The organism is Streptomyces sp. QH1-20, from assembly GCF_041283565.1.
In the GTDB taxonomy this organism is placed as follows: domain Bacteria; phylum Actinomycetota; class Actinomycetes; order Streptomycetales; family Streptomycetaceae; genus Streptomyces; species Streptomyces syringius.
This window is the reverse complement of the sequence record NZ_CP166299.1, coordinates 1,836,655-1,860,269: the sequence shown is the minus strand read 5'-3', so window position 1 is coordinate 1,860,269 and position 23,615 is coordinate 1,836,655. Positions and strand designations below refer to the sequence as shown.

The window sequence follows — 23,615 nt, the reverse complement described above, 5'->3', positions numbered from 1 at the left end:
CTACCCAGGGAACCCCCATGCCCGTACCCACCCGGCCCCTGCACCTGGCCGTCGCCATCGACCGGCCCGGTGACTTCGACGCCGAGCCGTACGTCCGCGCGGCCGCTCTCGCCGAGCGCGGTCGGCTCGACTTCGTCACCCTCGGCGACGGCTTCACCCCGCCCCGGCGGGGGCGGGGCCGCCCCGACGCCCTCGCCACGCTGGCCCGGGTCGCGCCCGCCACCCGGCGGATCGGGCTGGTGCCCACCGTCACCACCACCTACACCGAGCCCTTCCACGTCTCCTCCGCCCTCGCCACCCTGGACTGGGTGAGCCGCGGCCGGGCGGGCTGGTCGGTCGGGGTCTGTGCGGACGGGGCCGAGGCACGGCACTTTGGCCGCCGGGCCGCCCTGCCCGCCGCGGAGCTGTGGCGGGAGGCGGAGGCGGTCGCCGACGTCGTCACCCGGCTCTGGGACAGCCGGGAGGACGGGGCGGAGATCCGCGACGCGGCGACCGGGCGGTGCACCGACCACGCCAAGCTGCACCGCGTCGACTTCGAGAGCCCCCGCTTCAGCGTCCGCGGACCCGCCGTCGTGCCACGGCCCCCGCAGGGCCGGCCGGTCGTCGCCGTCGACGCCACCGATCCGCTGCCCCGCGCGGCCGCCGCCCGCCACGCCGACGTCGCGTTCATCCGGACCCGCAACGCCTGCGGCCTCAGGGCGGTCCGTGCCGCCGCCGACGACTTACGCCGCCGCGTCCGAGCCGAGGGCCGCGACCCCGCCCGGACCGTGGTCCTCGCCTCCCTGTCCGTCGCGCTGCACACCAGCGGCGATGCCGTCGCCCTCGCGGACCTCGTCGGCACCTGGTACGCGGACGGGGTGGTGGACGGCTTCCACTTCCGGCCGACGGACGTCGACCGCGACCTCCCGCTGCTCGTCGACGGCACCGTGTCCGTACTCCAGCACCGCGGCCTGCCGCGCTCCTTCTACCCGGGCGCGACGCTCCGCGAGCACCTGTGTCTGCCCCGCCCCGCCAACCGCTCCGCGCGCGCCAGGGAGACCGCATGACCACCCGCACCGGGCAGCGGCAGCTCCATCTCGCCGCGCTCTTCACCGGCGTCGACACCACCGGCCGGGCGGACTTCGCCGGCTTCGAACACCTCGCGCGCACCGCCGAACGCGGGCTGTTCGACTTCCTCCTCCTCGCCGAGGGGCCGCGGCCGCATGAGCACCAGGGGCCGGTGCACGACCTCGACGTGGCCGCCCGGCCCGAGTCGCTCACCGTGCTCAGCGCCCTCGCGGCCGTCACCGAGCGGCTCGGCCTGGCCGCGACGGTCGACGCCACCTTCCACGAGCCCTATGAACTCGCCCGTCGGCTCGCCTCCCTGGACCACCTCAGCGGCGGGCGCGCGGCCTGGCACGTGGTCATCTCTTCCGACGCCCTCACCGGGGAGAACTTCCGGCGCGGCGGCCGCCTCGACCGGGCCGGAAGCCACACCCGCGCCGCGGAGTTCGTCGCCACCGCCCGCGAGCTGTGGGACTCCTGGGCGCCCGACGGGACGCCCCGCCCCTTCGCCCACCACGGGCGGCACTTCGACATCGCCGGGGAGTTCGACGTGGCGCGCCCACCCCAGGGGCACCCCGTCGTCATCCAGGCGGGCGACGTCGAGGAGGGGTGCGACGCCGCCGTCACCGCCGATGTGATCCTCACCCGGCACGGCACCCCGGAGGCGGGCCGTGCCCTCCACGCCGACGTCGAGCGCCGCCTCGCCGCGCACGGCCGACGGCCCGAGGGCCTGAAGATCATGCCGGTGGTGACCTTCGTCCTCGGCGACACCGCCGCCGAGGCCCGGGAGAAGGCCGAGGGGCTCCCGGTACGGCAGACCGCGATCGGGACGACCGGACGGCCGTCCTTCGTCGGCACCCCTTCGGAGGTCGCCGACGGGCTGACGCGGTGCGTCGAGGAGGACGCCGCCGACGGCTTCGTCCTCGTCCCGCACCTCACCCCGGACGGGCTCGACGACTTCGTCGACCGGGTGGTGCCCCTGCTCCAGGAGCGTGGCGCGTTCCGTACGGAGTACACGGGCTCGACTCTTCGCGAGCACCTCGGCCTGCCGCTGCCCGCCGTGAAAATAGCGTGAAAGGTTGACGGCCATGAGCTCTGACGCACAACAGCAGTGGAAGGCGTGGCGCGAGCAGCGCACCGAGGCGGTCTCAGCACCGTACGGGCCGCTCGCGCTCATCGGCACATACTGGCTCGCCGATATCGCCCATAACTTGGAGGGACGAATTCCGGCCGCCCCGGGACAGTGGACGGACGAAGGTGACGCCGTGCTGCTCACCGCCACCGCGGCGGACGGTCTCACCCTCGACGGGCGGCCGTTCACGGGCACGGTCCGGCTCACCGTCGACGGCGGGCCCGAGACCGCCCGTGTCGCGCACGGCGACCGGCGGCTGCCGGTGCTGCGCCGTGAGGGACTGTGGGCGGTCCGGGTCTTCGACCCCGACGCGGCGAGGCGCCGGGAGTTCACCGGCATCGACGTCTTCGACCATGACGAACGCTGGGTGCTGCCCGGGCTGTTCCGCCCCTACGAGGAGCGCCGCACGGTCGCGGTGGAAAACGCCGACGGGCGGGAGCGGGGGCTCGGCCTCGCCGGTGAGCTGGCGTTCACCGTCGACGGCGAGCCGCACACGCTCCAGGTCGCGACCGAGGCCGACGGCTCGCTGTGGACGGTGTTCGCCGACGGCACGAGCGGCAGGTCCAGCTACCGCTTCCGCTTCCTGCGGCCGCCGGCGCCCGACGCCGACGGCAAGGTGACCGTCGACTTCAACCGCGCGCTGCTGCCGCCGTGCGCCTTCGCCGACCACTTCGTCTGCCCCTTCCCGCCGCCCGGCAACACCCTGCCGGTCGCCATCCCGGCGGGGGAGCGGAACCCCATCGGCCGATGACCCGTCGAAGCGGTACGACCCGGTGGGTCGACCCGCTCCAGCCCCGGCGGCACAGGCCGTCGGGGCCCTCGGTCATGCCCGGACGGGCGTCCGAAAGGTGCTCTTGCGCCGCAAGGTCCACGGACCGAATACTCCCGAACAGCGCTTGTCAGGGGCACGGCGAAAGCGGAACCCGGTGTGCCTCTTGGCTGCGCCTCACGGGCCCGCGCGCTCGGCGGACCCCCGACCCCACTCGGGAGGAACAACGTGAGGATCAAGCGCACCACCCCCCGCAGCGGTACCGCGAGACGTGCCCGGCTGATCGCCGTGGCATCCTCGCTCGCGGCCGCGTCCGCACTCGTCGTCACCAACGCCCACGCCGAGGCCGGTTCGGCCGCCACGCCCGCTACCGCCTCCCAGCTGTCCGCCGCGAGTGCGGCCGTGCGGACCGCTGACGTCCCGGGCACCGCCTGGATGGTCGACAAGAAGACCGGCACGCTCCTGGTCTCCGCCGACTCCACCGTCTCCGCGGCGGAGATAGCGAAGATCAAACGGGAGGCGGGCGCCAACGCCGACGCGATACGCGTCGAGCGGGTCGCCGGCACCTTCTCGAAGTTCCTGCGCGGCGGCGACGCCATCTACGCCCCGAGCTGGCGCTGCTCGCTCGGGTTCAACGTCCGCAGCGGCAGCACGTACTACCTTCTGACCGCCGGCCACTGCACCGAGGGCAACCCCGCCTACTACAGCAACTCCGGTCACACGACCAGCATCGGCCCGACCACCGGATCGAGCTTCCCCGGCAACGACTACGGGATCGTGAAGTACACCAACACCTCGCTCGCGCACCCGAGCGAGGTCAACCTCTACAACGGCAGCTCCCAGAAGATCACCTCCGCCGCCAACCCGACCGTGGGACAGAGCGTCCAGCGCAGCGGCTCCACGACCGGGCTCAAGAGCGGCAAGGTCACCGGCCTCAACGCCACGGTCAACTACGGCAACGGCGATGTGGTCTCCGGCCTCATCCGCACCACCGTCTGCGCCGAACCCGGCGACAGCGGCGGCGCCCTGTTCGCCGGCTCCACCGCACTCGGCCTCACCTCCGGCGGCAGCGGCAACTGCCGCTCCGGCGGCACGACCTTCTTCCAGCCGGTCGTCGAGGCACTGAACGCCTACAACGTGACCATCCCCTGACACCGGTCGACACCTGAGCGCACCACGCACGACATCTGAACCCGTCCGACCTCCTTCCGGCCGCGAGCACGCACCTTCTTCCCCCTCGCCTGCGGCCGGCGGGTGCCAGAGCCCCCGATCCGTGCCCGGATCGGGGGCTCGACCCCTGCCCTTCGGGGGCATACCGTGGTAGACGACACCCGATGCGGATGGCTGGGGGTCGTGATGCTCGAAGAGCTGGTGGTGGCGGCGGTGGCCGCGGGCTCAGCCGGTGTGCTGTACGTGGCGTCGGCGGCCCGGGTGGTCAAGCAGTACGAGCGCGGCGTGGTGCTGCGACTCGGCCGGCTCCGGGACGAGATCCGTCCACCGGGGTTCACCATGATCGTGCCGGGCATCGACCGGCTCCGCAAGGTGAACATGCAGATCGTCACCATGCCCGTCCCCGCGCAGGAGGGCATCACCCGGGACAATGTGACCGTGCGGGTCGACGCGGTCGTCTATTTCAAGGTCGTGGACCCGGCGGAGGCCGTCATCCAGGTCGAGGACTACCGCTTCGCGGTCTCCCAGATGGCCCAGACCTCGCTGCGTTCGATCATCGGCAAGAGCGACCTCGACGATCTGCTCTCCAACCGGGAGAAGCTCAACCAGGGCCTGGAGCTGATGCTCGACAGCCCCGCCATCGGCTGGGGCGTGCACATCGACCGCGTCGAGATCAAGGACGTCTCGCTGCCGGAGACGATGAAGCGCTCGATGTCCCGGCAGGCGGAGGCCGAGCGCGAGCGCCGGGCCCGCGTGATCAACGCCGACGCCGAGCTGCTGGCGTCGAAGAAGCTCGCCGAGGCGGCCGCGACCATGTCCGAGCAGCCGTCGGCCCTCCAGCTGCGGCTCCTGCAGACCATCGTGGCGGTCGCCGCCGAGAAGAACTCCACGCTGGTGCTGCCCTTCCCCGTGGAGCTGCTGCGCTTCCTGGAGCGGTCGGCCCAGCAGGGCCCGCCCGCGGCCGCCACGCCCCCGGCTCCGCAGCCGGCCCCGCCCCCTGCGGATCCGGTGGCGCCCGCTCCCGAGTCGGTGCCGCTGGATCCGTCGCCCGCCTCGGACGCCGCGCTGCCGCCCGGGTTCCCGCAGTCCGTCCGGGCTGATGACGAGATGCCGGGCACCGGTGAACCGCCGGAGCACGGCACCGGAAGAACACCGCCCGGACCGGTGTGAACGGGCTTTCCCGGCCCGGGAGTTACGCCTCCACGCCCTTCCGTAACGCCTGACTCACCTCACGGCTGACCCGCGCGCCCGTGAGTGTGCCGCGTGCGCCCTCGGCGTGCGCATAGCCATGCGCGCAACCGGAATTCATACTTGTGCACTCCCTCCGCCGGTCGGGATACTCGACGGGCAACTTGGCATGGACGCGCCTTTCGTACAGGGGAGGCGGGCCTGTGTCGCCTGTCCTCCGGGCCCAGGCCGCCCTACCGCCGGGCCCAACCCCACCGGAGGTGCCGAGTTGAAGCCCAGCCTGATGCGCGCGCGCACCGCCCTGGCCGCCGTGGCGGTGGCCGCCCTCGCGGCAGTGACCCTCGGTCCGCAGCACGCCGACGCGTCGATCGCCCCGGAGCCGCACGCGATGTCCGCGGCCTCGGCCGGGCAGCTCGCGAGAACGCTTCCCGCTCGGCTGAAGGACGTGGGGGCCGGTTCGTACTACGACGCGGCGGCCAGGAAGCTCGTCGTCAACATCACCGACCGGAAGGCCGCGGGCGAGGTCCGTGAGGCCGGCGCAGAGCCCAGGGTCGTCCGTTTCTCGCAAGCCCGGCTCGCCTCCGCGCAGACCGTGCTGGCCTCCCGGGCCGCGATCCCCGGTACCGCCTGGGTGGCGGACCCGAGGGCCAACCGCGTCGTCGTCACCGCCGACCCCACCGTCACGGGCGAGAAGCTGACGCGTCTCAACAAGGTCGTCGGCTCCCTCGGCGAGGCGGTGGTGGTGCGGAAGTCGTCCGCCCGGCTCATGCGCTTCGTCCGGGGCGGTGACGCGATCCACGGGCCTTCCGCGCGCTGCTCGCTCGGGTTCAACGTCGACAGGGGCGGCAGGCCCGCCTTCCTGACCGCCGGTCACTGCGGCAAAGCCGTCACCGACTGGTCCGTGAGCCGGGGCGGCGCGGTGATCGCCCGCACCCTCGGGGCCGGCTTCCCGGGCAACGACTACGCCCTCGCTGAGTACACCGACCCGACCGTGGCGCCCCGCGGCTCCGTCAGCCTCGGCGGCGGCCGGTCGCAGACCATCAACGGCTTCCGCGACGCGGTCCTGCGGGAACGCGTGGCGCGCAGCGGTTCCACGACCGGGCTGCACCGCGGCAAGGTCACCGGCCTCGACGCCACGGTGAACTACCAGGAGGGCACGGTCACCGGACTGATCCAGACCGACGTCTGTGCCGAACCGGGCGACAGCGGCGGTGCGCTCTTCGCCGGTGACCGGGCGCTGGGGCTCACCTCGGGCGGCACCGGCAACTGCGTCGTGGGCGGTACGACTTACTATCAGCCGGTGGGGGAGGCCCTGGCGGCCTACGGCGCGACCCTCCCGTAGCGGATCCCATGGCGGACCCGGAGCGAAGCCGGTCCGCACCCACGGACAGCGGCCCCCGGACACACCTCCACGGTGTCCGGGGGCCGCTCCCTTGCGCGGGTCGTGCAGGTCGTGCAGGTCGTGCGGGTCATGCCGGGCTGTCGTTCGGGGGCGGTTCGCCTCAGAACTCGAAGACGACGCCCTTGCCGTCAGACGCCATGCACGGGTTGGCGAACTTGTGCTCGTACGAGACGCGGTGGCCGTCCCAGACGCCTTCCGCGGTGATGACGATCGGGCGGTACTCCTTGGTGCAGATCCGGTCGGACTTCGTGGTGACGAGGGCCTTGAAGTCCCCGTCGACGGCACGCAGCTGGTCGCACGCGGCGCGCGCGGCCGGGTGGGTACCCGAGGCCTTCGGCGTGCAGTTGAGCGTCACCGCGCGCTGTACGCCCGAGTCCGCCGCGCTCTCGCCCTCACCGACGGTCAGCACCAGTGCAGAGGGCGCGAACAGACTCTGCGTCTGCGCGGAGGGTGCGGCGGTCGCCGCCGTTCCGGCGCTCAGCAGGCCGCCCAGCGCCACGGCGGCGCCCAGCGCGATCCCCCCAGTGATGTACCGCATTACGAACACTCCTTTGGTGGTTGCTTCAGATAACGGACGGAGTCTTGCGTAACCCGAGCATGAACGCACACCGATCGAACACTTTCAGTCGCTGGTTGAAAACCCTGTGTAGTGGCGTGATTTCGTGTGAGGCAGGTCTCGCGAGTGTCCTCAAGGGAGTGACGGGCGTCGACGGGGGCCAGGATTGGGTGGGAATGGTGGGAATTAATGTTTCGGGAGTGTTGACCAGCGGGGATCCCTTGAAATCATTGCCAAAACCGAAGCGAAGGCTTCAAGGGGGTGAATTTTGGCGCAACTGACCATGGGATCGAAGACTTGGCGGTCCGGCTGGAGAGCCCCCGGGGGTCCGGCCGAAAAGAGGCCCGCCCGATGACGGTGCGGCGTCCGCAGCGATTCAGGAGTGCCGCAGCAATGGCCGAAGAGCACTCAGGCGGACCGTCGGACCCGGTCCCACACGGCCCTTGCGTCACTGCCGTTCGCGTCGTCCGACGGGACGGGACCGGCACGGCCCCGTTCACCGTCGTTCCGCCGGGTGCCGCCCCCGCGCCCGCCCGGCCCCGCCTTCACGTTCGTATGCAAAGCGCCGCTCGTTTTCCCGACACCGCCGCTACTCCTCGCGCTCGCCCCCGCTCGCATGACGCACAGCCAGAAGGCCGTCTATACGCGGGAGCTGCTCGCCGCGACCATGTGACTTCCGGGGTGAAAACTCCGCGCCGCCGCTCGTGGAGGGGACGGGCGGTGGCGCGGGACGGTGCTCCGCGCCGCCGCCCGTGGCTTCACTCGCCGGGCAACGGCCCGGGCAGCGGTCCGGACAAGGAGCCCGGCAGGGGGCCGAACGTCGGCCCGGGCAACGGCAGCAGCGCGTCCTTGCGCGGCGCCGCGCGGAGCAGACGCAGCAGCACCGCGGGGTGGACCAGGCCCGCCGGGCTGCCGAGCATGTGCTGGACGCGGGCGAACCGGCGGTAGACCGCGGGGTCGTCGGGGAGGACGGCGAGGAGATTGAGCACGTACCAGCGGGCGATCCGGTGGACCATCGACGGCCGGCAGGCGCGGCCGGCCGGGTCGACACCGGTGGCCAGCGTCCACGGCACGCGGACGATCCGGGCGCAGCGCCGCTGGAACCGCTGGGCGAGCCCGGCCGGGTCCCCGGCGGTGGCGCACTGCCGGACCATGCTGCGCAGCAGCGTGGCCTCGGCGGCGGCGACGGTCATCCCCTGGCCGTAGACGGGGTTGAAGGTGCACACCGAGTCGCCGAGCGCGATCAGCCCGTCCGGCCAGGGGGTCACCTTGTGGAAGAGCGTCCAGCGGTTGCCGGGGTGGGTGTAGCGGTGGGCGCGGGAGAGCGGGGTGCCCTCCGCCACGCACGCGGCGACATCGGGATTGCGCAGCGTCGCCGCGAACTCCTTGAACCCCGCCTCGTCCGTGGGGGGCAGCTCGCCGGCCGCCGCGATGAGGCAGACGATCCAGCGCCCGCCGTCGACGGTGAGGATGCCGCCGCCGCGCGGCACGCCGGGGGCGTACGGGGCTTCGACGGAGGCGAGCCAGTCGTGCCGCTGCCCGGACTCGGGGATCCGGTACAGCCGTGAGGTGTAGGTGAGCCGGGCGTCGACGACGAGCTGCTCGGGGCGGGGGAAGTCGGCCTTCTCCAGCCAGCGGGGCAGCCGGGAGGCGTGCCCGGTGGCGTCCACGATCAGATCGGCCTCGATGGTGAGGCTGTCGGCGCTGGGCCGCTGGGAGAGCCGACGGCCGGTGACCGCGCGTGCCCTATTGGTGCCGCGGTCGATGACCAGGCCGTCGGCGTGGAAGCCGTCGAGGGTGTGCACCCCGGGCAGCGCGCTGACGCGCCTGCGCAGCCGGTCCTCCAGCGTGGGCCGGCTGAACGACTGCAGCGGTATGCCCAGGGGGGTGCGCGGCGCCCAGCCGGTGGGCAGCAGGGTGCGGTAGGACGTGCCGAAGTCGAAGACGGGGGCCTTGAGGGCGGCGAGCTCGCCGCGCAGACCGGGGAAGAGGGCCTCCAGCAACTGGCCGCCGTGGGCGAGCATGCCGTGCGGGTGATGGGCCTGCGGCACCCCGTCGCGCGGGCCGCCGCCGGGGCGCAGCCGGTCGCGCTCGAGGATGGTGACACGGGCGAAGGTCTCCGAGAGCACCCGGGCGGCGAGCAGTCCCGCGTAGCCCCCGCCGATCACCACGGCGCGGTCCCAGCGGCGTGGCCTCCGGATTCCGCCCCGGTCATCGCCCGTTCCGAACGCCACAGCCGCCTCCCCCTTCCGCCGGAGGCGTCGGCGCGCCTCCGCAGTCCGAGCCCACCTCACCAGGGTGGCCTCGCGGCCCGGCCGATACCACCGCTCACCAGAGCATCTGTCGGCGCGCGCGTGCTTCCAAGCGCCGGGCCCGGAGCCTCAAGAGGGCGTCAGGCCGTGCGTCTTCCGCCGGAACGCGGCGCATACGAAAGTAATCACGGTGCCCGCCACCGCCCACGCGGACAGCACCAGGAGCGGGCCCGTCAGCGCGTTGCCCCCGAAGTAGGCGAGGGAACGGGCGGACCAGGTGCCGGCACCCGGGGGGAGGGCGGGGCCGACGGCCCGCCAGAAGCCCGGCAGCAGCGGATAGGGGTAGGCGCCGCCCGCGCTCGGATTGCCCATCACCACGACCACCGCGATGGCGAGGCCGATGCCGAGGACGCCCGCCAGCCCCTGGAGGGCCAGCGTGGTGGCGCCGACCGCGAAGACCACCAGCGCGCCCACGCCCCACAGGCCGAGGATGCTGCCGGGCAGCGCGTCGAGCACCGGGCCCGCGATGACGGCGCCGCCCAGGCCCGAGGCGATCGAGTAGAGGGCGAGCGCGGCCAGCCGGACGAAGGCCCGCCGGGGGTTGGCGGGGCGCGCGCCCGCGCTGATGGCGAGGATCGCGGCGCACAGGTACCCGCCCACGCACCAGCCCACCACCAGATAGAACGAGGACAGCCCCCGGGCGTCGCCCCGGGCGGCGGGGGCGACGTCGACGACCTTCACCTCGCGCTTCTCGGCCCGCTCGGCGCGGGTGACGACCGTCTCGACGGCCTGGGAGAGCGAGGCGCCGGCACCACTGGCGACGAGCAGGGTGTCGGTGCTGCCGCGCGGGTCGACGATCAGCGCCCCGTCGGTGTCGCGGTCGCGGATCTGCCGCTCGGCCTGCGCCCGGTCGTCGACGGCGCGCGGGTCGAGGGGGTCGCCCGACAGCGCCCCGAGCTTCTCCGTCAGCTGCCCGCTGATCTGCTGCGGGGCGACGACGCCGAGCGGGATGTCGGTGGGCTTCGGGCTGTGGAAGGCACCGATGTAGGAGGTGATGAACGCGAGCTGGAGCACCAGGACCCCGAGCACCAGCAGCGCGGCACGGCCGGTCACCGCGTTCCGCACCTCCTGGAGGAAGGAGGGATGGGTGCCGCCGGTCATATAGCTGGCCATGCGTCGCTCCTCGCCGCGCCGGTTCGTTCTCCGGTGTGATCCTTTTGTCCTCATGGTGCGGGTCCGGAGGGATTGCCGCAGGTGGCGTGGGCCGTTCGGGCGGGCCGGGGTGCGGGTGCGGGTGCGGAGCGCCACGCCCCGGGGGAGGGCGGCAGGTGCCGGAGCGTCAGGCGCCGTTGTCAGTGCCTCCCCATACAGTGAAATCACTCGGCGAACTTCGGAGAAGGAGCACCACCATGTCCGCCAACAGGCTTCAGCACAAGGTGAATCACGTCGCGCTGGTTGTGGACTGTTCTGGTTCCATGCGCCCGCACCAGGATCAACTCGTGCGTGTGGTGGACGAGTTCGTGGCGGGATTGAAGGCCGAGTCGGACAGCCTCGGCCACGAGACCCGGATCAGCCTCTATTCCTTCGACCACCGGGTGGAGAATCTGGTGTGGGACATGGACGTGAAGCATCTGCCGTCCATGCGGGGGCTGTACCGGGTCAACAATGGCGCTACGGCACTCATCGAGGCTTCTTTGAAGTCCCTGGACGACCTGGGGCATATCTGGGAGGAATACGGTGAGCACAGCTTCCTCCAGATCGTGGTGACGGACGGCGAGGAGAACGCCTCCGGCGGTGACCGGCGGCACGACGGCGACATGGCCGTTCTCGGTCCGTGGCTCGACAGGATCGCGGCGAGGATGGGCGGGCTGCCGGGCCATTGGACTTCCGCGATCCTCGTGCCGAACTCCCTGGCCAAGCGGACCGCCCAGAACTACGGTTTCCCGGCCGGAAACATCGCCATCTGGGACGCGGATTCCCAGGAGGGCGTCGAGGAGGCCATCGGCACCGTGCGCGCTGCCGCCACCAGCTTCCTCCGGGCCCGCGAGCAGGGGGTGCGCGGCACGAAGAATCTGTTCGCCGTCGGCCAGGACATATCGATCGACGAGGTGCGGGCGAATCTCGAACCGATTCCCGCGAACATGTACCGGCTTCTGAAGGTCGACAAGGAGGTCGAGATCCGCCCCTTCGTCGATTCGCATCCCGGCGTGACGTACGAACGCGGTGCCTGTTACTACCAGCTGGGTGCCCGTGCCCAGGTCCAGCCGAACAAAGAAGTCATCGTGGTGGAGAAGGACACCGACCGCGCCTACACGGGCGACGCGGCGCGCAGCCTTCTGTTCGGCACCGGAATCCAGGGGACCGTCTCGGTGAAGGCGGGGAACAATCCCCAGCTGGAGGTCTATGTGCAGAGCCGTTCGGTGAACAGGAAGCTCAAGCCGAAGACGCGGCTGCTCATCATGCTCTGAGGGCCTGCCGCCGACGGGGCTGTACGGGGGCGTACGGGGCTGTACGGGGGCGCCCCCACTCTTTTGGCTACAGGTCCGTAATACGCATAATGTACCGAACGCGGGGGTGCATTCTGCGCGGTGTCACACACGGTGCTGTTTCGCCGCCCGTCCCGGCACCGCCCGGTGCGGGAGTGCCAGCGACGAAAGCATCACCGTGACAGCCACCTCGCCCCACCCCTCGATGCCTGTCATACCCGGCGCGTCCGCCGGCCGTGCCCGCTGGATGCGCGCGGCCGGGTGGACGCCGCCGGTCCTCGGGCTCGTCCTCGGAATCTGGGGGAACACCGAGCCCTCCGCCTGGACCGACGAGATCGTCACCATCGACGTGGCACGGCGGTCCTGGCCACAGATGATGGAGTTGCTCGGGCAGGTCGACGCGGTGCACGGCCTGCACTACGTGCTGATGTACCTGGTCGGGCAGGCGAACGGGGGGCTCAATGAGTTCCTGACGCGGGTGCCCTCCGCGGTGGCGGTGGCCGTCGCGGTGGCCGGCCTCTCATGGCTGGGACGGCTGCTCGGCGGCCCGCGTCTCGGGCTGTGCGCGGGGCTGCTGCTCGCCGTTCTGCCGACCGCGTCGCGGTACGCGCAGGAGGCCCGCTCGTTCGCCTTCGTCATGGCGGTGGCGGTGCTGGCCACGGGCGCCCTGGTGAAAGTCCTGGCCGGCCGTGCCCGGGGCCGGTGGCTGACCGGCTATGCCGTACTGATAGCCCTGCTGGGCTGGTTCAACGTGCTGGGGCTGCTGCTGTTGGCCGCCCACGCGGTCACCGTGGTCCTCCTGCGCCCCGGCCGCCGCGTCGTCGTGCACCTGCTGCTGGCCCAGGCCGCGGGCATCGCCGCCGTCGTCCCGTTGCTGGTCCTCGCCTCCGCCCAGAGCTCCGCCGTGGGCGACGCCGCACCCGTCACCGTCACCACGCTGTTCAACTACTTCACCTGGCTCCTCACCCCCGGCCAGGACACCCTCCCCCTTGCACTGAAACTCCTGCTCACCCTCACCGCCCTCGCCGCCCTGGCCCTCCTCGTGGTGCACCGGCGCACGGCCCCGCCCCTGGCCCTCGCCGTCGGTGTGCCCTGGCTGGCCGTCCCCCCGCTGCTCCTCATGGTGGTCTCCCTCGGCCACCCCCTCTTCGCCTACCGCTACCTGCTCTTCTGTCTGCCGGCCCTGGCCCTGCTGCTCGCGACAGCCGTCACGGTCGTCCCTCCGCGCCGGCAACTGCTGCTCGTGCTCCTGGCGGCCGTCCCCCTCGCCGCGTCCCACCTCGCCATCCGGCAGGAGGACAGCCGCCAGTGGGACACCCGTGCCGTGATCAGAACCCTGCGTATCCACGACGCCCCCGGCGACGCCGTCCTCTTCAGCGGCGCCCGGTGCGGCCTGATCGCCACCGCCTTCAAGGAGGCGTTCACGGGCCGCCCCGACCTGGGCACGGCCCGGACGGCCGCCGGATTCGGCGCCCTGGACAACCTGCCCGCCGACCCGGACCTCCTGCAGCGGCGTCTGGCCCACACGCCCCGCGTCTGGCACATCACCTGCAACCACCTCTCCTCCGGCGCCCGCCAGGCAGCCACCCGCGCCACCGCCTCCCAGGAGCGGGCCCTCGCCCGCGCCGGCTTCTCCCCGGTCTCCCACCACAGCGCCCGCGGCGTGGACATCACCCTCGAACAACGACCCACTACCGGACGGCCCGCCGGCAAGCCCGCCCCCTGACCCGGAACGGGCACGTACGACCGGGCGGCCGAATGTGTTCGTACGAATGTTCGAGAGTTGGTTTATGGTGGATACAGGAGGGGGTCAGGTTCGGTCAGGGGGTGCACAAGCGCAGGAGGTGCGATGGCAGGGTTCACGCACCTGCACACCGCGTCGGGGTTCTCGATGCGGTACGGGGCCTCGCACCCGGAACGGCTGGCCGAGCGGGCCGCCGAGCGCGGCATGGACGCGATCGCCCTCACCGACCGCGACAGCCTCGCCGGGGCGGTCCGGTTCGCCAAGGCGAGCGCGAAGGCCGGGGTCCGGCCGCTGTTCGGCGTGGACCTGGCGGTACGGGAACCCGAGCCCGAGGCGAGCCCGACCGTCCGGCGGCGCACCCCCGTGCGCGGCGGGGCGTTCGTCGACGAGTCCGCGCCCCGCGCGGTCTTCCTCGCCCGGCACGGCGCGGCCGGCTGGGCGGCGCTGTGCGGCCTGGTCTCCGCCGCCCACGCGGGCGGCACCGAACGGCCCGAACTGACCTGGGAGGACCTCTCCGGTCTCGCCGGCACGGTGTCCGCCACGACCGGGGACTCCCCGGTCACCGTGCTGCTCGGCGCGGACTCCGAGGTCGGTCGCGCGCTCGCCGCCGGCCGCCCCGACCGGGCCGCGCGGCTGCTCGCCCCCTGGCGTGAACGGTTCGGTGCCGCCCTGCGGCTGGAGGTCGTCTGCCACGGCCGCACCGGCACCGGCCCCGGTTCCCTGCGGCTCGCCGCCCGTACCACCGGCTTCGCCGTCGAACAGGGCGTACGGGCCGTCCTGACCAACGCCGTGCGCTACGCCGACCCCGGACAGGGGCCCGTCGCCGACGTCCTCGACGCGGCCCGGCGGCTGGTGCCGATCGACCTCCGCAGGCCCGAAGGGCTCGACAGCGGTGAGCGCTGGCTCAAGGGGCCCGGCGACATGGCCGCCCTCGCCGACCGGATCACGGAGGCCGCCGGCTTCCGGCGCGACACCGCGCACCGGCTGCTCACCATGACCGAGGAGACCGCGGCCGCGTGTCTCGTCGACCCCGAGGACCACCTGGGCCTGGGGTCCGTCCACTTCCCCGAGCCCCACCTGGTCGGAGCCGGCCCGCGCACCGCCGACCGCGTGCTGCGCTCCCGCTGCGCGGCGGGCCTGGTGCTGCGCCGCCACGACCGCGACCGCCGCTACTGGGACCGGCTGGACCTCGAACTGCGCACCATCGAACAGCGCGGCTTCGCCTCGTACTTCCTCACCGTCGCCCAGGTCGTCGACGACACCCGCGCGCTCGGCATCCGGGTCGCCGCCCGGGGCTCCGGCGCGGGCTCCCTCGTCAACCATCTGCTGGGCATCACCCACGCCGACCCCGTCGAGCACGGCCTGCTGATGGAACGCTTCCTGTCGAGGCACCGGGCCGCGCTGCCCGACATCGACATCGACGTCGAGTCCGCGCGCCGCCTGGACGTCTACCGCGCGATCTTCGACCGGTTCGGCGCCGAGCGGGTCGCGACCGTCGCCATGCCCGAGACCTACCGGGTGCGGCACGCCGTACGGGACGTGGGCGCGGCCCTCGGCATGGAACCCGCCGAGGTGGACCGGCTCGCCAAGGCCTTCCCGCACATCCGGGCGCGCGACGCCCGGTCCGCCCTGGCGGAACTGCCCGAGCTGCGTGGTGTCGCCGCCGGACGGTACGGCCCCGCCGCCAGCAGACTGTGGGGGCTCGTCGAGGCGCTGGACGCGTTGCCGCGCGGTATCGCCATGCACCCCTGCGGGGTGCTGCTGTCCGACGCGACCCTGCGCGGCCGTACCCCTGTCGTGCCGACCAGCGGCGAGGGGTTCGCGATGTCCCAGTTCGACAAGGACGACGTGGAGGACCTCGGGCTGCTCAAGCTCGATGTCCTGGGGGTGCGGATGCAGTCCGCCATGGCGCACGCGGTGGGGGAGATCGAACGGGCCACCGGACACCGGCTGGACCTGGACGACCCCGCCCAGGTGAAGCCGGGCGACCGGGCGACCTACGAGCTGATCCGGTCCACCGAGACCCTCGGCTGCTTCCAGATCGAATCACCCGGCCAGCGGGACCTGATCGGGCGGCTCCAGCCGTCGACCTTCCACGACCTCGTCGTCGACATCTCGCTCTTCCGGCCCGGCCCGGTCTCGGCCGACATGGTGCGGCCCTTCATCGACGCCCGGCACGGGCGGGCACCCGTCCGCTTCCCGCACCCGGACCTGGCGGAGGCGCTGGGCGAGACCTACGGCGTGGTCGTCTTCCACGAGCAGATCATCGAGATCCTGCGGATCATGACCGGCTGCGACCGGGACTTCGCGGACGAGACGCGCCGCGCGCTGTCCGACCCCGAGCTGCTGGGCCGGGTGCGGGCCTGGTTCGCGGCCGAGGCGGCGGGACGCGGTTACCCGCCCGACGTCGCCCGCCGCACCTGGGAGATCGTCGAGGCCTTCGGTTCGTACGGCTTCTGCAAGGCGCACGCCGTCGCCTTCGCCGTGCCCACCTACCAGTCCGCCTGGCTGAAGGCGCATCACCCGGCGGCCTTCTACGCCGGGCTGCTCACGCACGACCCGGGGATGTACCCGAAACGACTGCTGCTGGCGGACGCGCGGCGGCGCGGGGTGCCGATCCTGCCGTTGGACGTGAACCGGTCGGCGGCGGCCTATCGGATCGAACTGGTGTCCGAGGAGAAGGGGTACGGCATCCGGCTCGCGCTCTCCGAGGTGCACGGCATCACCGAGGCCGAGACGGACCGGATCACCGCCGGCCGCCCGTACACCTCGCTCCAGGACCTGTGGCTGCGCGCCCACCCCTCCCGGCCCGTCGCCGAACGGCTCGCGCGGGTCGGGGCGCTGGACGCCTTCGGCACCAACCGCCGGGACCTGCTCCTGCACATCGCCGAACTCCACCGGCGGCAGCGCGGCGCCACGGCCCAACTGCCGCTGGTCGACAGCGCGCGGGCCGAGCCGGTCGGGCTGCCTGACCTCGACGACGCCGAGCGCCTCGGCGCGGAGCTGAGCGTGCTCGGCATGGACACCTCCCGCCATCTGATGTCCGACCACCGCGAGTTCCTGGCGGAGCTGGGCGCACTGCCGGCGAAGCGGCTGCGCGACGCGCGGCACGGCGAGACCGTCCTGGTCGCGGGCGCCAAGGCCGCCGTACAGACCCCGCCGATCCGCTCGGGGAAGCGGGTCGTCTTCACCACCCTCGACGACGGCACGGGCCTGGTCGACTGCGCCTTCTTCGACGACTCCCACGCCGCGTGCGCGCACACGGTCTTCCACTCCTGGCTGCTGCTGGTCCGCGGAGTGGTGCAGCGCCGCGGCCCGCGCAGCCTCAGTGTGGTGGGCGCGGCGGCGTGGGACCTGGCGGAGCTCACCGCGCTGCGCGCGGAGGGCGGGCTGGACGCGGTGGCGGCGGTGCTGGCGCATCCCACGGTTCCCGCCGGTGCGGTCCCGGACCGGCGCATCCGGATGTCCACCGGCTACGCCATGCATCCGTGGGCGGATCTGCGGCCGGCGGGTGAGGGGGCGGCCACGGGGCGCAAGCTGTGGCACGCGAGCCAGGGGAGTGCGGGATGAACACGCGAAGGCTTTCCCCGGTCCCGCCCCTTCCCGACACCGGGGGCGGAGGCACCGTCCTGTACGTGCACTTCCACCCCGCCGCCGGGGCCGCCCTGGAGGAGGAGACCTACGACGGGCTGCTCGCCCTCCTCACCGAGGTGACCCCCGTCGTCCAGGCGCTGCCCCCCGACGCCGCGCTCATGGACGTCCGGGGCGCGCTGCGCTACTTCGGGCACGATCCGGCCGAACTCGCCGGCATCCTGCGGATCCGGTCGCTCGCCCACTACAGCGTGGACTGCACGGTCGGGATCGCGGGCAATCCGATGCTCGCGCGGATGGTCGCCCAGGACGGGGCCCCCGGAGCGGTCCGCGGGCTGTCCGGCGACCCGGACACGGTGGCGGCGTTCCTCGCGCGCAGACCCGCCGCCGCGCTGCACGGGGTGGGTCCCGCCACCGCCCGCACCCTGTGCTCGTACGGCCTCGACAGCATCGGCCGGATCGCCGAGGCGCCGCTGTCCGCGCTGCAGCGCATCCTCGGCGCGACCGCCGGGCGCCGGATCCACGAACGGGCGCGCGGCATCGACCCGACCCCCGTCACCCCCGACGAACGGGCCCGCTCGATGGGTGCCGAGCACCGCTTCACCCACGACGAACTGGACGCGGAGTACCGCCGCCGCGCACTCCTCACCCTTGCCGACGGCCTGGGAGCCCGGCTGCGGGAGGGCCGACAGGTGGCCCGTGGGCTGACGCTCACCGTCCGCTACGCCGACGGCTCCTCGACCACCCGCTCCAGGACCTTCGCCGAGCCCACCGCGCACACCCCGGCACTGACCGCCACGGCATACGCGCTGCACGGCGCACTCGGACTGCAGCGCGCCCGGGTACGGGCCGTGGCACTGCGCGCGGAGGGGCTCGGCGACGCCGCACTCGCCTCGCGCCAGCTGACCTTCGACCTCACGGACGACAAGGCGTACCGCGTCGAGGCAGCCGTCGACCGGGCGCGGGCGCGCTTCGGGGTGGCCGCGGTGGGGCCGGCGGCGACGCTGGACGTGGCGTGAGCGAGCGCAGGGGGGGCCGATGGTCCGTTCAGGTCGCCTATATTGACCGGGGTCTGACGGGCCCGCATCCTACTCGAAAGTAATGTGACGGGCCCTCAGCCCGCTTTCCGGCCTGCCGCCACCCGGATCACCGGGTGGACATCAGTGTGCTCATCACTCCCTCACGAGGTGTTCGGATGACGCTGACCTGGAGACCCCTCCGCACCCTTCTGCCCGCTCTCGCCCTGGCGTTCGCCGCCGTGGCGGCCCCGAGCGCCGCAGCCGCCGCCCCCACCCGCGCCCCGGCCGTGAGCAGCGGGTGGAACGACTACTCCTGCAAGCCCACCGCCGCCCACCCCCGGCCCGTCGTGCTCGTGCACGGCACCCTCGCCAACTCCGTCGACAACTGGGTCACCCTCGCCCCCCACTTGGTGGGTCGCGGCTACTGCGTCTTCTCCCTCGACTACGGACAACTGCCGGGCGTGCCCTTCTTCCACGGCCTCGGCCCGGTCGCGAAGTCGGCCGAACAGCTCTCCGCGTTCGTCGACAAGGTCCTGGCGGCCACCGGCGCGACCAAGGCCGACCTGGTCGGCCACTCCCAGGGCGGTCTGATGCCGCGCCACTACCTCAAATTCCTCGGCGGCGCGGCCAAGGTGAATGCCCTCGTCGGCATCGCCCCCGACAACCACGGCACGACCCTGCTCGGCCTGACCAAGCTCCTCGACATCGTCCCCGGCGCCCGCGACGCGATCCACGGCCTCACCCCCGGGCTGACCGACCAGGCGGCGGGCTCCGACTTCCTGCGGCGCCTGAACGAGGGCGGCGACACGGTGCCCGGCGTCCGCTACACGGTGATCGCGACGAAGTACGACGAGATCGTCACGCCGTACCGGTCCGGATATCTCTCCGGCCCCGACGTCACCAACATCCTCATCCAGGACCGCTGCGCGCTCGACCTCTCCGGACACGTGGCGATCGGCGTCCTCGACCGCCTGGCCTTCCACGAGATCACCAACGCCCTCGACCCCGCCCACGCCACCCCGGTCACCTGCGCCGGCTGACCTTCGCTGCACCGCGCGGGCGCCGACTGGCCGCAAAAACCAAAAAACCCCAGCTGAGCTGGGGTTTTTCACTGGTGTCCGAGGGGGGACTTGAACCCCCACGCCCGATAAAGGGCACTAGCACCTCAAGCTAGCGCGTCTGCCATTCCGCCACCCGGACAAGGTGTCTGTCCTCGGGGCCGCTGCCCTTCCGACAAGGAAAACAATAGCAAACATCCAGGGGTGCTCGATCACCCGGCCGGGCGCCCCGGGGGACTCGTGACGGGCGTGTGTCGGCAGCATTGCGGCCTTGGGCTGTGCGGGTGGGAGAGAGAGGATGGCCGTGGACCCACGCCGGGTGCCGCCGGGCTGTGGCGGCACCCGGCGGCGAACCACGAGGAGGCAGCGTGAGCGAGTCGAAGCCGGGCCGTAGCGGAACGGGCCCGAGCGCCGAGGACGAGGTCGTCGACCTCTGTCGTGATCTGATCCGGATCGACACCAGCAATTACGGCGACCACTCCGGCCCCGGTGAGCGGGCCGCCGCCGAGTACGTCGCCGAGAAGCTCGCCGAGGTGGGGCTCGAACCCCAGATCTTCGAGTCCCACAAGGGACGGGCCTCGACGGTGGCGCGGATCGAGGGCGAGGACCCCTCCCGGCCCGCGCTGCTGATCCACGGCCACACCGACGTCGTGCCCGCCGACGCCGACGACTGGACCCACCACCCCTTCGCGGGCGAGATCGCGGACGGCTGCCTGTGGGGGCGCGGCGCGGTCGACATGAAGGACATGGACGCGATGACGCTCGCCGTCGTCCGCGACCGGATGCGCTCCGGCCGCAAGCCGCCGCGCGATGTCGTCGTCGCCTTCCTCGCCGACGAGGAGGCCGGTGGCACCTACGGCGCCCGCTTCCTGGTGGACAAGCACCCCGGGCTCTTCGACGGGGTGACCGAGGCGATCAGCGAGGTCGGCGGCTTCTCCTTCACCGTCAACGAGAACCTGCGGCTGTATCTGGTGGAGACCGCCCAGAAGGGCATGCACTGGATGCGGCTCACGGTGGAGGGCACCGCCGGGCACGGTTCCATGACCAACACCGACAACGCGATCACGGAGCTGTGCGAGGCGGTCGGCCGGCTCGGCCGGCACCGGTTCCCGGTCCGGGTGACCAAGACCGTGCGGTCCTTCCTCGACGAGCTGTCCGACGCGCTCGGCACCCCGCTCGACCCCGAGGACATGGAAGCCACCCTCGCCAAGCTCGGCGGCATCGCGAAGCTCATCGGGGCGACCCTGCGCAACACCGCCGCCCCGACGATGCTCGGCGCGGGGTACAAGGTCAATGTGATCCCGGGGCAGGCGACGGCCCACGTCGACGGACGTTTCCTGCCGGGGTACGAGGAGGAGTTCCTCGCCGACCTCGACCGGATCCTCGGGCCAAAGGTCAAGCGCGAGGACGTCCATGCCGACAAGGCACTGGAGACCACCTTCGACGGCAAGCTGGTCGACGCCATGCAGACGGCGCTCAGGGCCGAGGACCCGATCGCGCGCGCCGTGCCGTACATGCTCTCGGGCGGCACCGACGCCAAGTCCTTCGACGACCTGGGCATCCGCGGCTTCGGGTTCGCGCCGCTCAAGCTGCCGCCGGAGCTGGACTTCGCCGGGATGTTCCACGGCGTGGACGAGCGAGTGCCGCTCGACGGACTGAAGTTCGGCGCGCGGGTGCTCGACCGGTTCCTGGACGAGGCCTGAGCATTTCGTCAACGTGTGCGCTTCCGCCGTGCACTTAACCGGAAAGGGTGAATGGCCAAAGCATCACGTAGCTCGCCCACCTCCTCGTCGTTACATCTATGCGGTCCGCGGCTGGGACCGCATTGCCAACAAGGAGGAACCCCATGCTCAAGAAGGTTGTCGCTGCTGCGGCTGCCACCAGTGGTCTCGTGCTCGCCGGTGCGGGTGTGGCCGCTGCGAACTCGGGCGCCCAGGGGGCTGCCGTCAACTCGCCCGGTATTGCTTCCGGCAACGTCGTCCAGGTGCCGGTCGCGGTGCCGGTCAACGCCTGTGGCAACACCCTCAACGTCGTCGGGCTGCTGAACCCCACCTTCGGTAACACCTGCGTCAACTACTGACGTTGTTCCTCAGCCCGTAAGGGTGTGAATCAAGGCGGCCCCGGAGTGCGCGCCATGCGCTCCGGGGTCGCTGGGCATTCGGCGCACGGCCGACTCGGCCGTGCGCATTCCGCTTGGTAGAAGCAGAAGGAATAGCTATGCGACAGGTCGCCAAGAAGGGCTTGCTCACAGCAGCGGCGGCAAGCGGCGTACTCGCCGTGACCAGCGGCTACGCCGCACACGCGGACTCGGGTGCCATGGGCACCGCCGCGCACTCGCCGGGCGTCGCGTCCGGCAACACCGTCCAGGTCCCGGTGCACGTGCCGGTCAACGCCTGTGGCAACACGGTGAACGTGGTCGGGCTGCTCAACCCCGCCTCGGGCAACAAGTGCGCCAACGTGTCCGGCGGCCACGGCAAGCACGCTGACAAGGGCCACGGCAACCACGGCAACGGCCAGGGTCACCACGGTCACGGAAAGGGCGGCCACCACGGCGGCGGTCACGGCTCCGGCGCCGACGGGAAGAGCGTCGGTTCGCCGGGCGTCGCGTCCGGCAACACCGTCCAGGTCCCGGTGCAGGTGCCGGTCAACGCGTGCGGGAACAGCGTCGACGTCGTCGGTGTCGGCAACCCCGCCACCGGCAACGAGTGCGTCAACAACGGCCACGCCCGCGGCCACGGCCCGCAGGGTCCGGGTCACAAGCCGCCGCACGAGCGGCCCGGCCACCCGACCCCGCACGAGCCCCCGGCGAAGCACAACCCGCCCGCCGAGAAGCCCGGTCACAAGCCCCCGGCGAAGCACACCCCGACGGCGGAGAAGCCCGGCCACAAGCCGGCCGGTCACGCCAAGCCGCCGACCGAGGTGAAGGCCGCCCACCAGGAGGAGGCCTCCTTCCCGGTGGCCAAGGCCAGCGAGCTCGCGCACACCGGTGCGGGCCAGCTCGGCATCGCCGTCCCGGCCGTGGGACTCCTGCTCGGCGGCGCGGTGCTCTACCGCCGCGCGCGTGCCGCGCAGGGCTGAATCACACCGCTTGATCCCGGACGGCACTAGTCCGGGGCCGGCAGCCAGGCCGACAGCACGGAGCGGGTCCCGCAGTGGCGGGGCCCGCTCCGTACGCTTTCACCACGTGGCACGCACCTGGCGGATGATCCGACGCCGCAGCCGCACCCGGCGGCTGCCGTCGGGATAAAGACGCAGTCGGTCCAACTCCCAGTGTCCGTACTCGGCATGGTCGGTCAGCAAGCGAGTGGCTGCTCCTCGAGAGACCCCTCGAGGCACATACACATCACAGAATTCGTATTCCGGCATCGCATCTATTGTGCGGGAACGGGCTCGGTGCGGATAGCGTCTGCACTATGTCTGATGCTGCGCAGCCAACCGCTGCCGAGGTACGCGCCGCCGCCGAGGCGGTCAAAGCCGCGCTGGACCGCCACCTCGATGCCGTCGAACACCGATCGGGGGCGACCGATCCGGCTGTCTACGCCGCGTTCAACGAGCTGGCCGCGACAGCCGAGGCGTACGACGAGCTGTTGTACGACGCCTATGACGAGGTCACACCCTTCGAGATCCCCGGTGACGACACGCTGCCCGCCTACGCCGGGCCCGAGGAGCCCAGCGCGCTCAGTGTGCTGATCCGCAGGGACTACGCGGTGGTCGAACCACACCGGCTCCTCGCCCAGGCCCAGCGCGTCGCCGACCTCGATCCCGACATCGACGCGCCCCCGGGTGCGCCGGGGAACGCGGCGGACCTCGTCGGCAGCAGTGTCCATGCCGCCCTCGGGGTGCTCTTCGGAGAGTACGAACCGGACGAGATCGCATCCCGGCACAAGGAATTCGGCCTGGAGGAAGGCGATTCCACCCTGTGGGTGGCGGCGGCCGACGACCCCGCCGAGCCCGGCGAATGGCTGTCCGCCCCCTTCGAGCAGGCCGATCCGCAGCGGGTCATCTGCCGCTTCGACGTCAGCGCCGTCTTCGACGAGGAACTCGACCTCGACGAGGACGGTGACGACGAGGACGGCGACGAGGGGGCCCCGAAGGGTGCGGAGCCGCAGGACGGGGACGCGAGGTCCCCGGGCCCCGGGCACTGAGGGACTCCGCTCATCGAGGTCGGGTGACCCCGGGGCGCGGGCGGCGGCCCGCCCCGGGG

General features: G+C 72.3%; 19 protein-coding genes and 1 tRNA gene. 15 read left to right on the top strand and 5 right to left on the bottom strand.

What is annotated here, in order from left to right:
- Positions 1 to 17 precede the first annotated feature (17 nt).
- From AB8O64_RS08265 to AB8O64_RS08240, 6 genes are all read left to right on the top strand, one after another.
- Positions 18 to 1,046: an LLM class flavin-dependent oxidoreductase gene (locus AB8O64_RS08265; protein ID WP_370418578.1), complete on the top strand. Its 1,029-nt coding sequence runs from the start codon at positions 18 to 20 to the stop codon at positions 1,044 to 1,046.
- Entirely contained in the window at positions 1,043 to 2,119 is a 1,077-nt protein-coding gene (locus AB8O64_RS08260; RefSeq protein WP_370418577.1) for an LLM class flavin-dependent oxidoreductase, read from the top strand. The genes AB8O64_RS08265 and AB8O64_RS08260 overlap by 4 nt, the downstream gene beginning before the upstream one ends.
- 13 nt (positions 2,120 to 2,132) lie before the next feature.
- Entirely contained in the window at positions 2,133 to 2,927 is a 795-nt protein-coding gene (locus tag AB8O64_RS08255) for a DUF1684 domain-containing protein (protein WP_370418576.1), read from the top strand.
- Between the two features lie 246 nt (positions 2,928 to 3,173).
- Positions 3,174 to 4,097 carry a S1 family peptidase gene (locus AB8O64_RS08250; protein WP_356454699.1) on the top strand — a complete coding sequence of 308 codons (924 nt, stop codon included), beginning with the start codon at positions 3,174 to 3,176 and terminating at the stop codon, positions 4,095 to 4,097.
- 204 nt (positions 4,098 to 4,301) lie between these two features.
- Positions 4,302 to 5,285, top strand: coding sequence for a slipin family protein (locus AB8O64_RS08245; RefSeq protein ID WP_370423819.1), 984 nt, complete (start codon positions 4,302 to 4,304; stop codon positions 5,283 to 5,285).
- Between the two features lie 286 nt (positions 5,286 to 5,571).
- Positions 5,572 to 6,645, top strand: coding sequence for a S1 family peptidase (locus tag AB8O64_RS08240; protein WP_370418575.1), 1,074 nt, complete (start codon positions 5,572 to 5,574; stop codon positions 6,643 to 6,645).
- Between the two features lie 160 nt (positions 6,646 to 6,805).
- Here AB8O64_RS08240 and AB8O64_RS08235 read toward each other — a convergent pair whose 3' ends face one another.
- The 3 genes from AB8O64_RS08235 to AB8O64_RS08225 form a co-directional block, all read right to left on the bottom strand.
- The gene (locus AB8O64_RS08235) at positions 6,806 to 7,243 is read right to left on the bottom strand and encodes a subtilase-type protease inhibitor (RefSeq protein ID WP_365209047.1); all 438 of its coding nucleotides are present in this window, start codon (positions 7,241 to 7,243) and stop codon (positions 6,806 to 6,808) included.
- Positions 7,244 to 8,019: 776 nt separating this feature from the next.
- Positions 8,020 to 9,495, bottom strand: a complete 1,476-nt coding sequence (locus AB8O64_RS08230; RefSeq protein WP_370418574.1) for an NAD(P)/FAD-dependent oxidoreductase — start codon at positions 9,493 to 9,495, stop codon at positions 8,020 to 8,022.
- A 147-nt stretch (positions 9,496 to 9,642) separates the two neighbouring features.
- Positions 9,643 to 10,686, bottom strand: a complete 1,044-nt coding sequence (locus AB8O64_RS08225; RefSeq protein ID WP_370418573.1) for a DUF3533 domain-containing protein — start codon at positions 10,684 to 10,686, stop codon at positions 9,643 to 9,645.
- A 236-nt stretch (positions 10,687 to 10,922) separates the two neighbouring features.
- Here AB8O64_RS08225 and AB8O64_RS08220 point away from each other — a divergent pair, with 236 nt between their 5' ends.
- The 5 genes from AB8O64_RS08220 (at position 10,923) to AB8O64_RS08200 (ending at position 19,393) form a co-directional block, all read left to right on the top strand.
- Positions 10,923 to 11,981 carry a vWA domain-containing protein gene (locus AB8O64_RS08220; RefSeq protein ID WP_356454767.1) on the top strand — a complete coding sequence of 353 codons (1,059 nt, stop codon included), beginning with the start codon at positions 10,923 to 10,925 and terminating at the stop codon, positions 11,979 to 11,981.
- 223 nt (positions 11,982 to 12,204) lie between these two features.
- Positions 12,205 to 13,725 carry a hypothetical protein gene (locus AB8O64_RS08215; RefSeq protein ID WP_370418572.1) on the top strand — a complete coding sequence of 507 codons (1,521 nt, stop codon included), beginning with the start codon at positions 12,205 to 12,207 and terminating at the stop codon, positions 13,723 to 13,725.
- A gap of 123 nt (positions 13,726 to 13,848) precedes the next feature.
- Entirely contained in the window at positions 13,849 to 17,313 is a 3,465-nt protein-coding gene (locus tag AB8O64_RS08210; RefSeq protein WP_370418571.1) for a DNA polymerase III subunit alpha, read from the top strand.
- Positions 17,310 to 18,353: a hypothetical protein gene (locus AB8O64_RS08205; RefSeq protein ID WP_370418570.1), complete on the top strand. Its 1,044-nt coding sequence runs from the start codon at positions 17,310 to 17,312 to the stop codon at positions 18,351 to 18,353. Before AB8O64_RS08210 ends, AB8O64_RS08205 begins: the two co-directional genes overlap by 4 nt.
- A 176-nt stretch (positions 18,354 to 18,529) precedes the next feature.
- Positions 18,530 to 19,393, top strand: coding sequence for an esterase/lipase family protein (locus AB8O64_RS08200; RefSeq protein ID WP_370418569.1), 864 nt, complete (start codon positions 18,530 to 18,532; stop codon positions 19,391 to 19,393).
- Positions 19,394 to 19,465: 72 nt separating this feature from the next.
- Here AB8O64_RS08200 and AB8O64_RS08195 read toward each other — a convergent pair.
- Positions 19,466 to 19,553, bottom strand: a tRNA-Leu gene (locus AB8O64_RS08195).
- Between the two features lie 226 nt (positions 19,554 to 19,779).
- On the opposite strand from AB8O64_RS08195, the gene AB8O64_RS08190 reads away from it, so the two are divergent.
- From AB8O64_RS08190 to AB8O64_RS08180, 3 genes are all read left to right on the top strand, one after another.
- The gene (locus tag AB8O64_RS08190) at positions 19,780 to 21,114 is read left to right on the top strand and encodes a M20/M25/M40 family metallo-hydrolase (RefSeq protein ID WP_356454724.1); all 1,335 of its coding nucleotides are present in this window, start codon (positions 19,780 to 19,782) and stop codon (positions 21,112 to 21,114) included.
- A gap of 143 nt (positions 21,115 to 21,257) precedes the next feature.
- Complete coding sequence (locus AB8O64_RS08185; protein ID WP_370418568.1) at positions 21,258 to 21,491, top strand: chaplin; 234 nt, start codon at positions 21,258 to 21,260, stop codon at positions 21,489 to 21,491.
- A gap of 137 nt (positions 21,492 to 21,628) precedes the next feature.
- Positions 21,629 to 22,489: a chaplin family protein gene (locus AB8O64_RS08180; protein WP_370418567.1), complete on the top strand. Its 861-nt coding sequence runs from the start codon at positions 21,629 to 21,631 to the stop codon at positions 22,487 to 22,489.
- Positions 22,490 to 22,588: 99 nt separating this feature from the next.
- Here AB8O64_RS08180 and AB8O64_RS08175 read toward each other — a convergent pair whose 3' ends face one another.
- Positions 22,589 to 22,777, bottom strand: a complete 189-nt coding sequence (locus AB8O64_RS08175) for a DUF5703 family protein (protein WP_106678739.1) — start codon at positions 22,775 to 22,777, stop codon at positions 22,589 to 22,591.
- Positions 22,778 to 22,824: 47 nt separating this feature from the next.
- Between AB8O64_RS08175 and AB8O64_RS08170 the strand changes: the two genes are divergently transcribed.
- Entirely contained in the window at positions 22,825 to 23,556 is a 732-nt protein-coding gene (locus AB8O64_RS08170) for a hypothetical protein (RefSeq protein ID WP_370418566.1), read from the top strand.
- Positions 23,557 to 23,615: the final 59 nt, after the last annotated feature.

Coding starts and splice junctions, on each gene's coding strand:
- AB8O64_RS08260 (WP_370418577.1), top strand. CDS start 1,043: ATGACCACCCGCACCGGGCAGCGGCAGCTCCATCTCGCCGCGCTCTTC.
- AB8O64_RS08225 (WP_370418573.1), bottom strand. CDS start 10,686: ATGGCCAGCTATATGACCGGCGGCACCCATCCCTCCTTCCTCCAGGAG.
- AB8O64_RS08200 (WP_370418569.1), top strand. CDS start 18,530: ATGACGCTGACCTGGAGACCCCTCCGCACCCTTCTGCCCGCTCTCGCC.
- AB8O64_RS08220 (WP_356454767.1), top strand. CDS start 10,923: ATGTCCGCCAACAGGCTTCAGCACAAGGTGAATCACGTCGCGCTGGTT.
- AB8O64_RS08245 (WP_370423819.1), top strand. CDS start 4,302: ATGCTCGAAGAGCTGGTGGTGGCGGCGGTGGCCGCGGGCTCAGCCGGT.
- AB8O64_RS08210 (WP_370418571.1), top strand. CDS start 13,849: ATGGCAGGGTTCACGCACCTGCACACCGCGTCGGGGTTCTCGATGCGG.
- AB8O64_RS08235 (WP_365209047.1), bottom strand. CDS start 7,243: ATGCGGTACATCACTGGGGGGATCGCGCTGGGCGCCGCCGTGGCGCTG.
- AB8O64_RS08180 (WP_370418567.1), top strand. CDS start 21,629: ATGCGACAGGTCGCCAAGAAGGGCTTGCTCACAGCAGCGGCGGCAAGC.
- AB8O64_RS08185 (WP_370418568.1), top strand. CDS start 21,258: ATGCTCAAGAAGGTTGTCGCTGCTGCGGCTGCCACCAGTGGTCTCGTG.
- AB8O64_RS08170 (WP_370418566.1), top strand. CDS start 22,825: ATGTCTGATGCTGCGCAGCCAACCGCTGCCGAGGTACGCGCCGCCGCC.
- AB8O64_RS08175 (WP_106678739.1), bottom strand. CDS start 22,777: ATGCCGGAATACGAATTCTGTGATGTGTATGTGCCTCGAGGGGTCTCT.
- AB8O64_RS08215 (WP_370418572.1), top strand. CDS start 12,205: ATGCCTGTCATACCCGGCGCGTCCGCCGGCCGTGCCCGCTGGATGCGC.
- AB8O64_RS08255 (WP_370418576.1), top strand. CDS start 2,133: ATGAGCTCTGACGCACAACAGCAGTGGAAGGCGTGGCGCGAGCAGCGC.
- AB8O64_RS08265 (WP_370418578.1), top strand. CDS start 18: ATGCCCGTACCCACCCGGCCCCTGCACCTGGCCGTCGCCATCGACCGG.
- AB8O64_RS08205 (WP_370418570.1), top strand. CDS start 17,310: ATGAACACGCGAAGGCTTTCCCCGGTCCCGCCCCTTCCCGACACCGGG.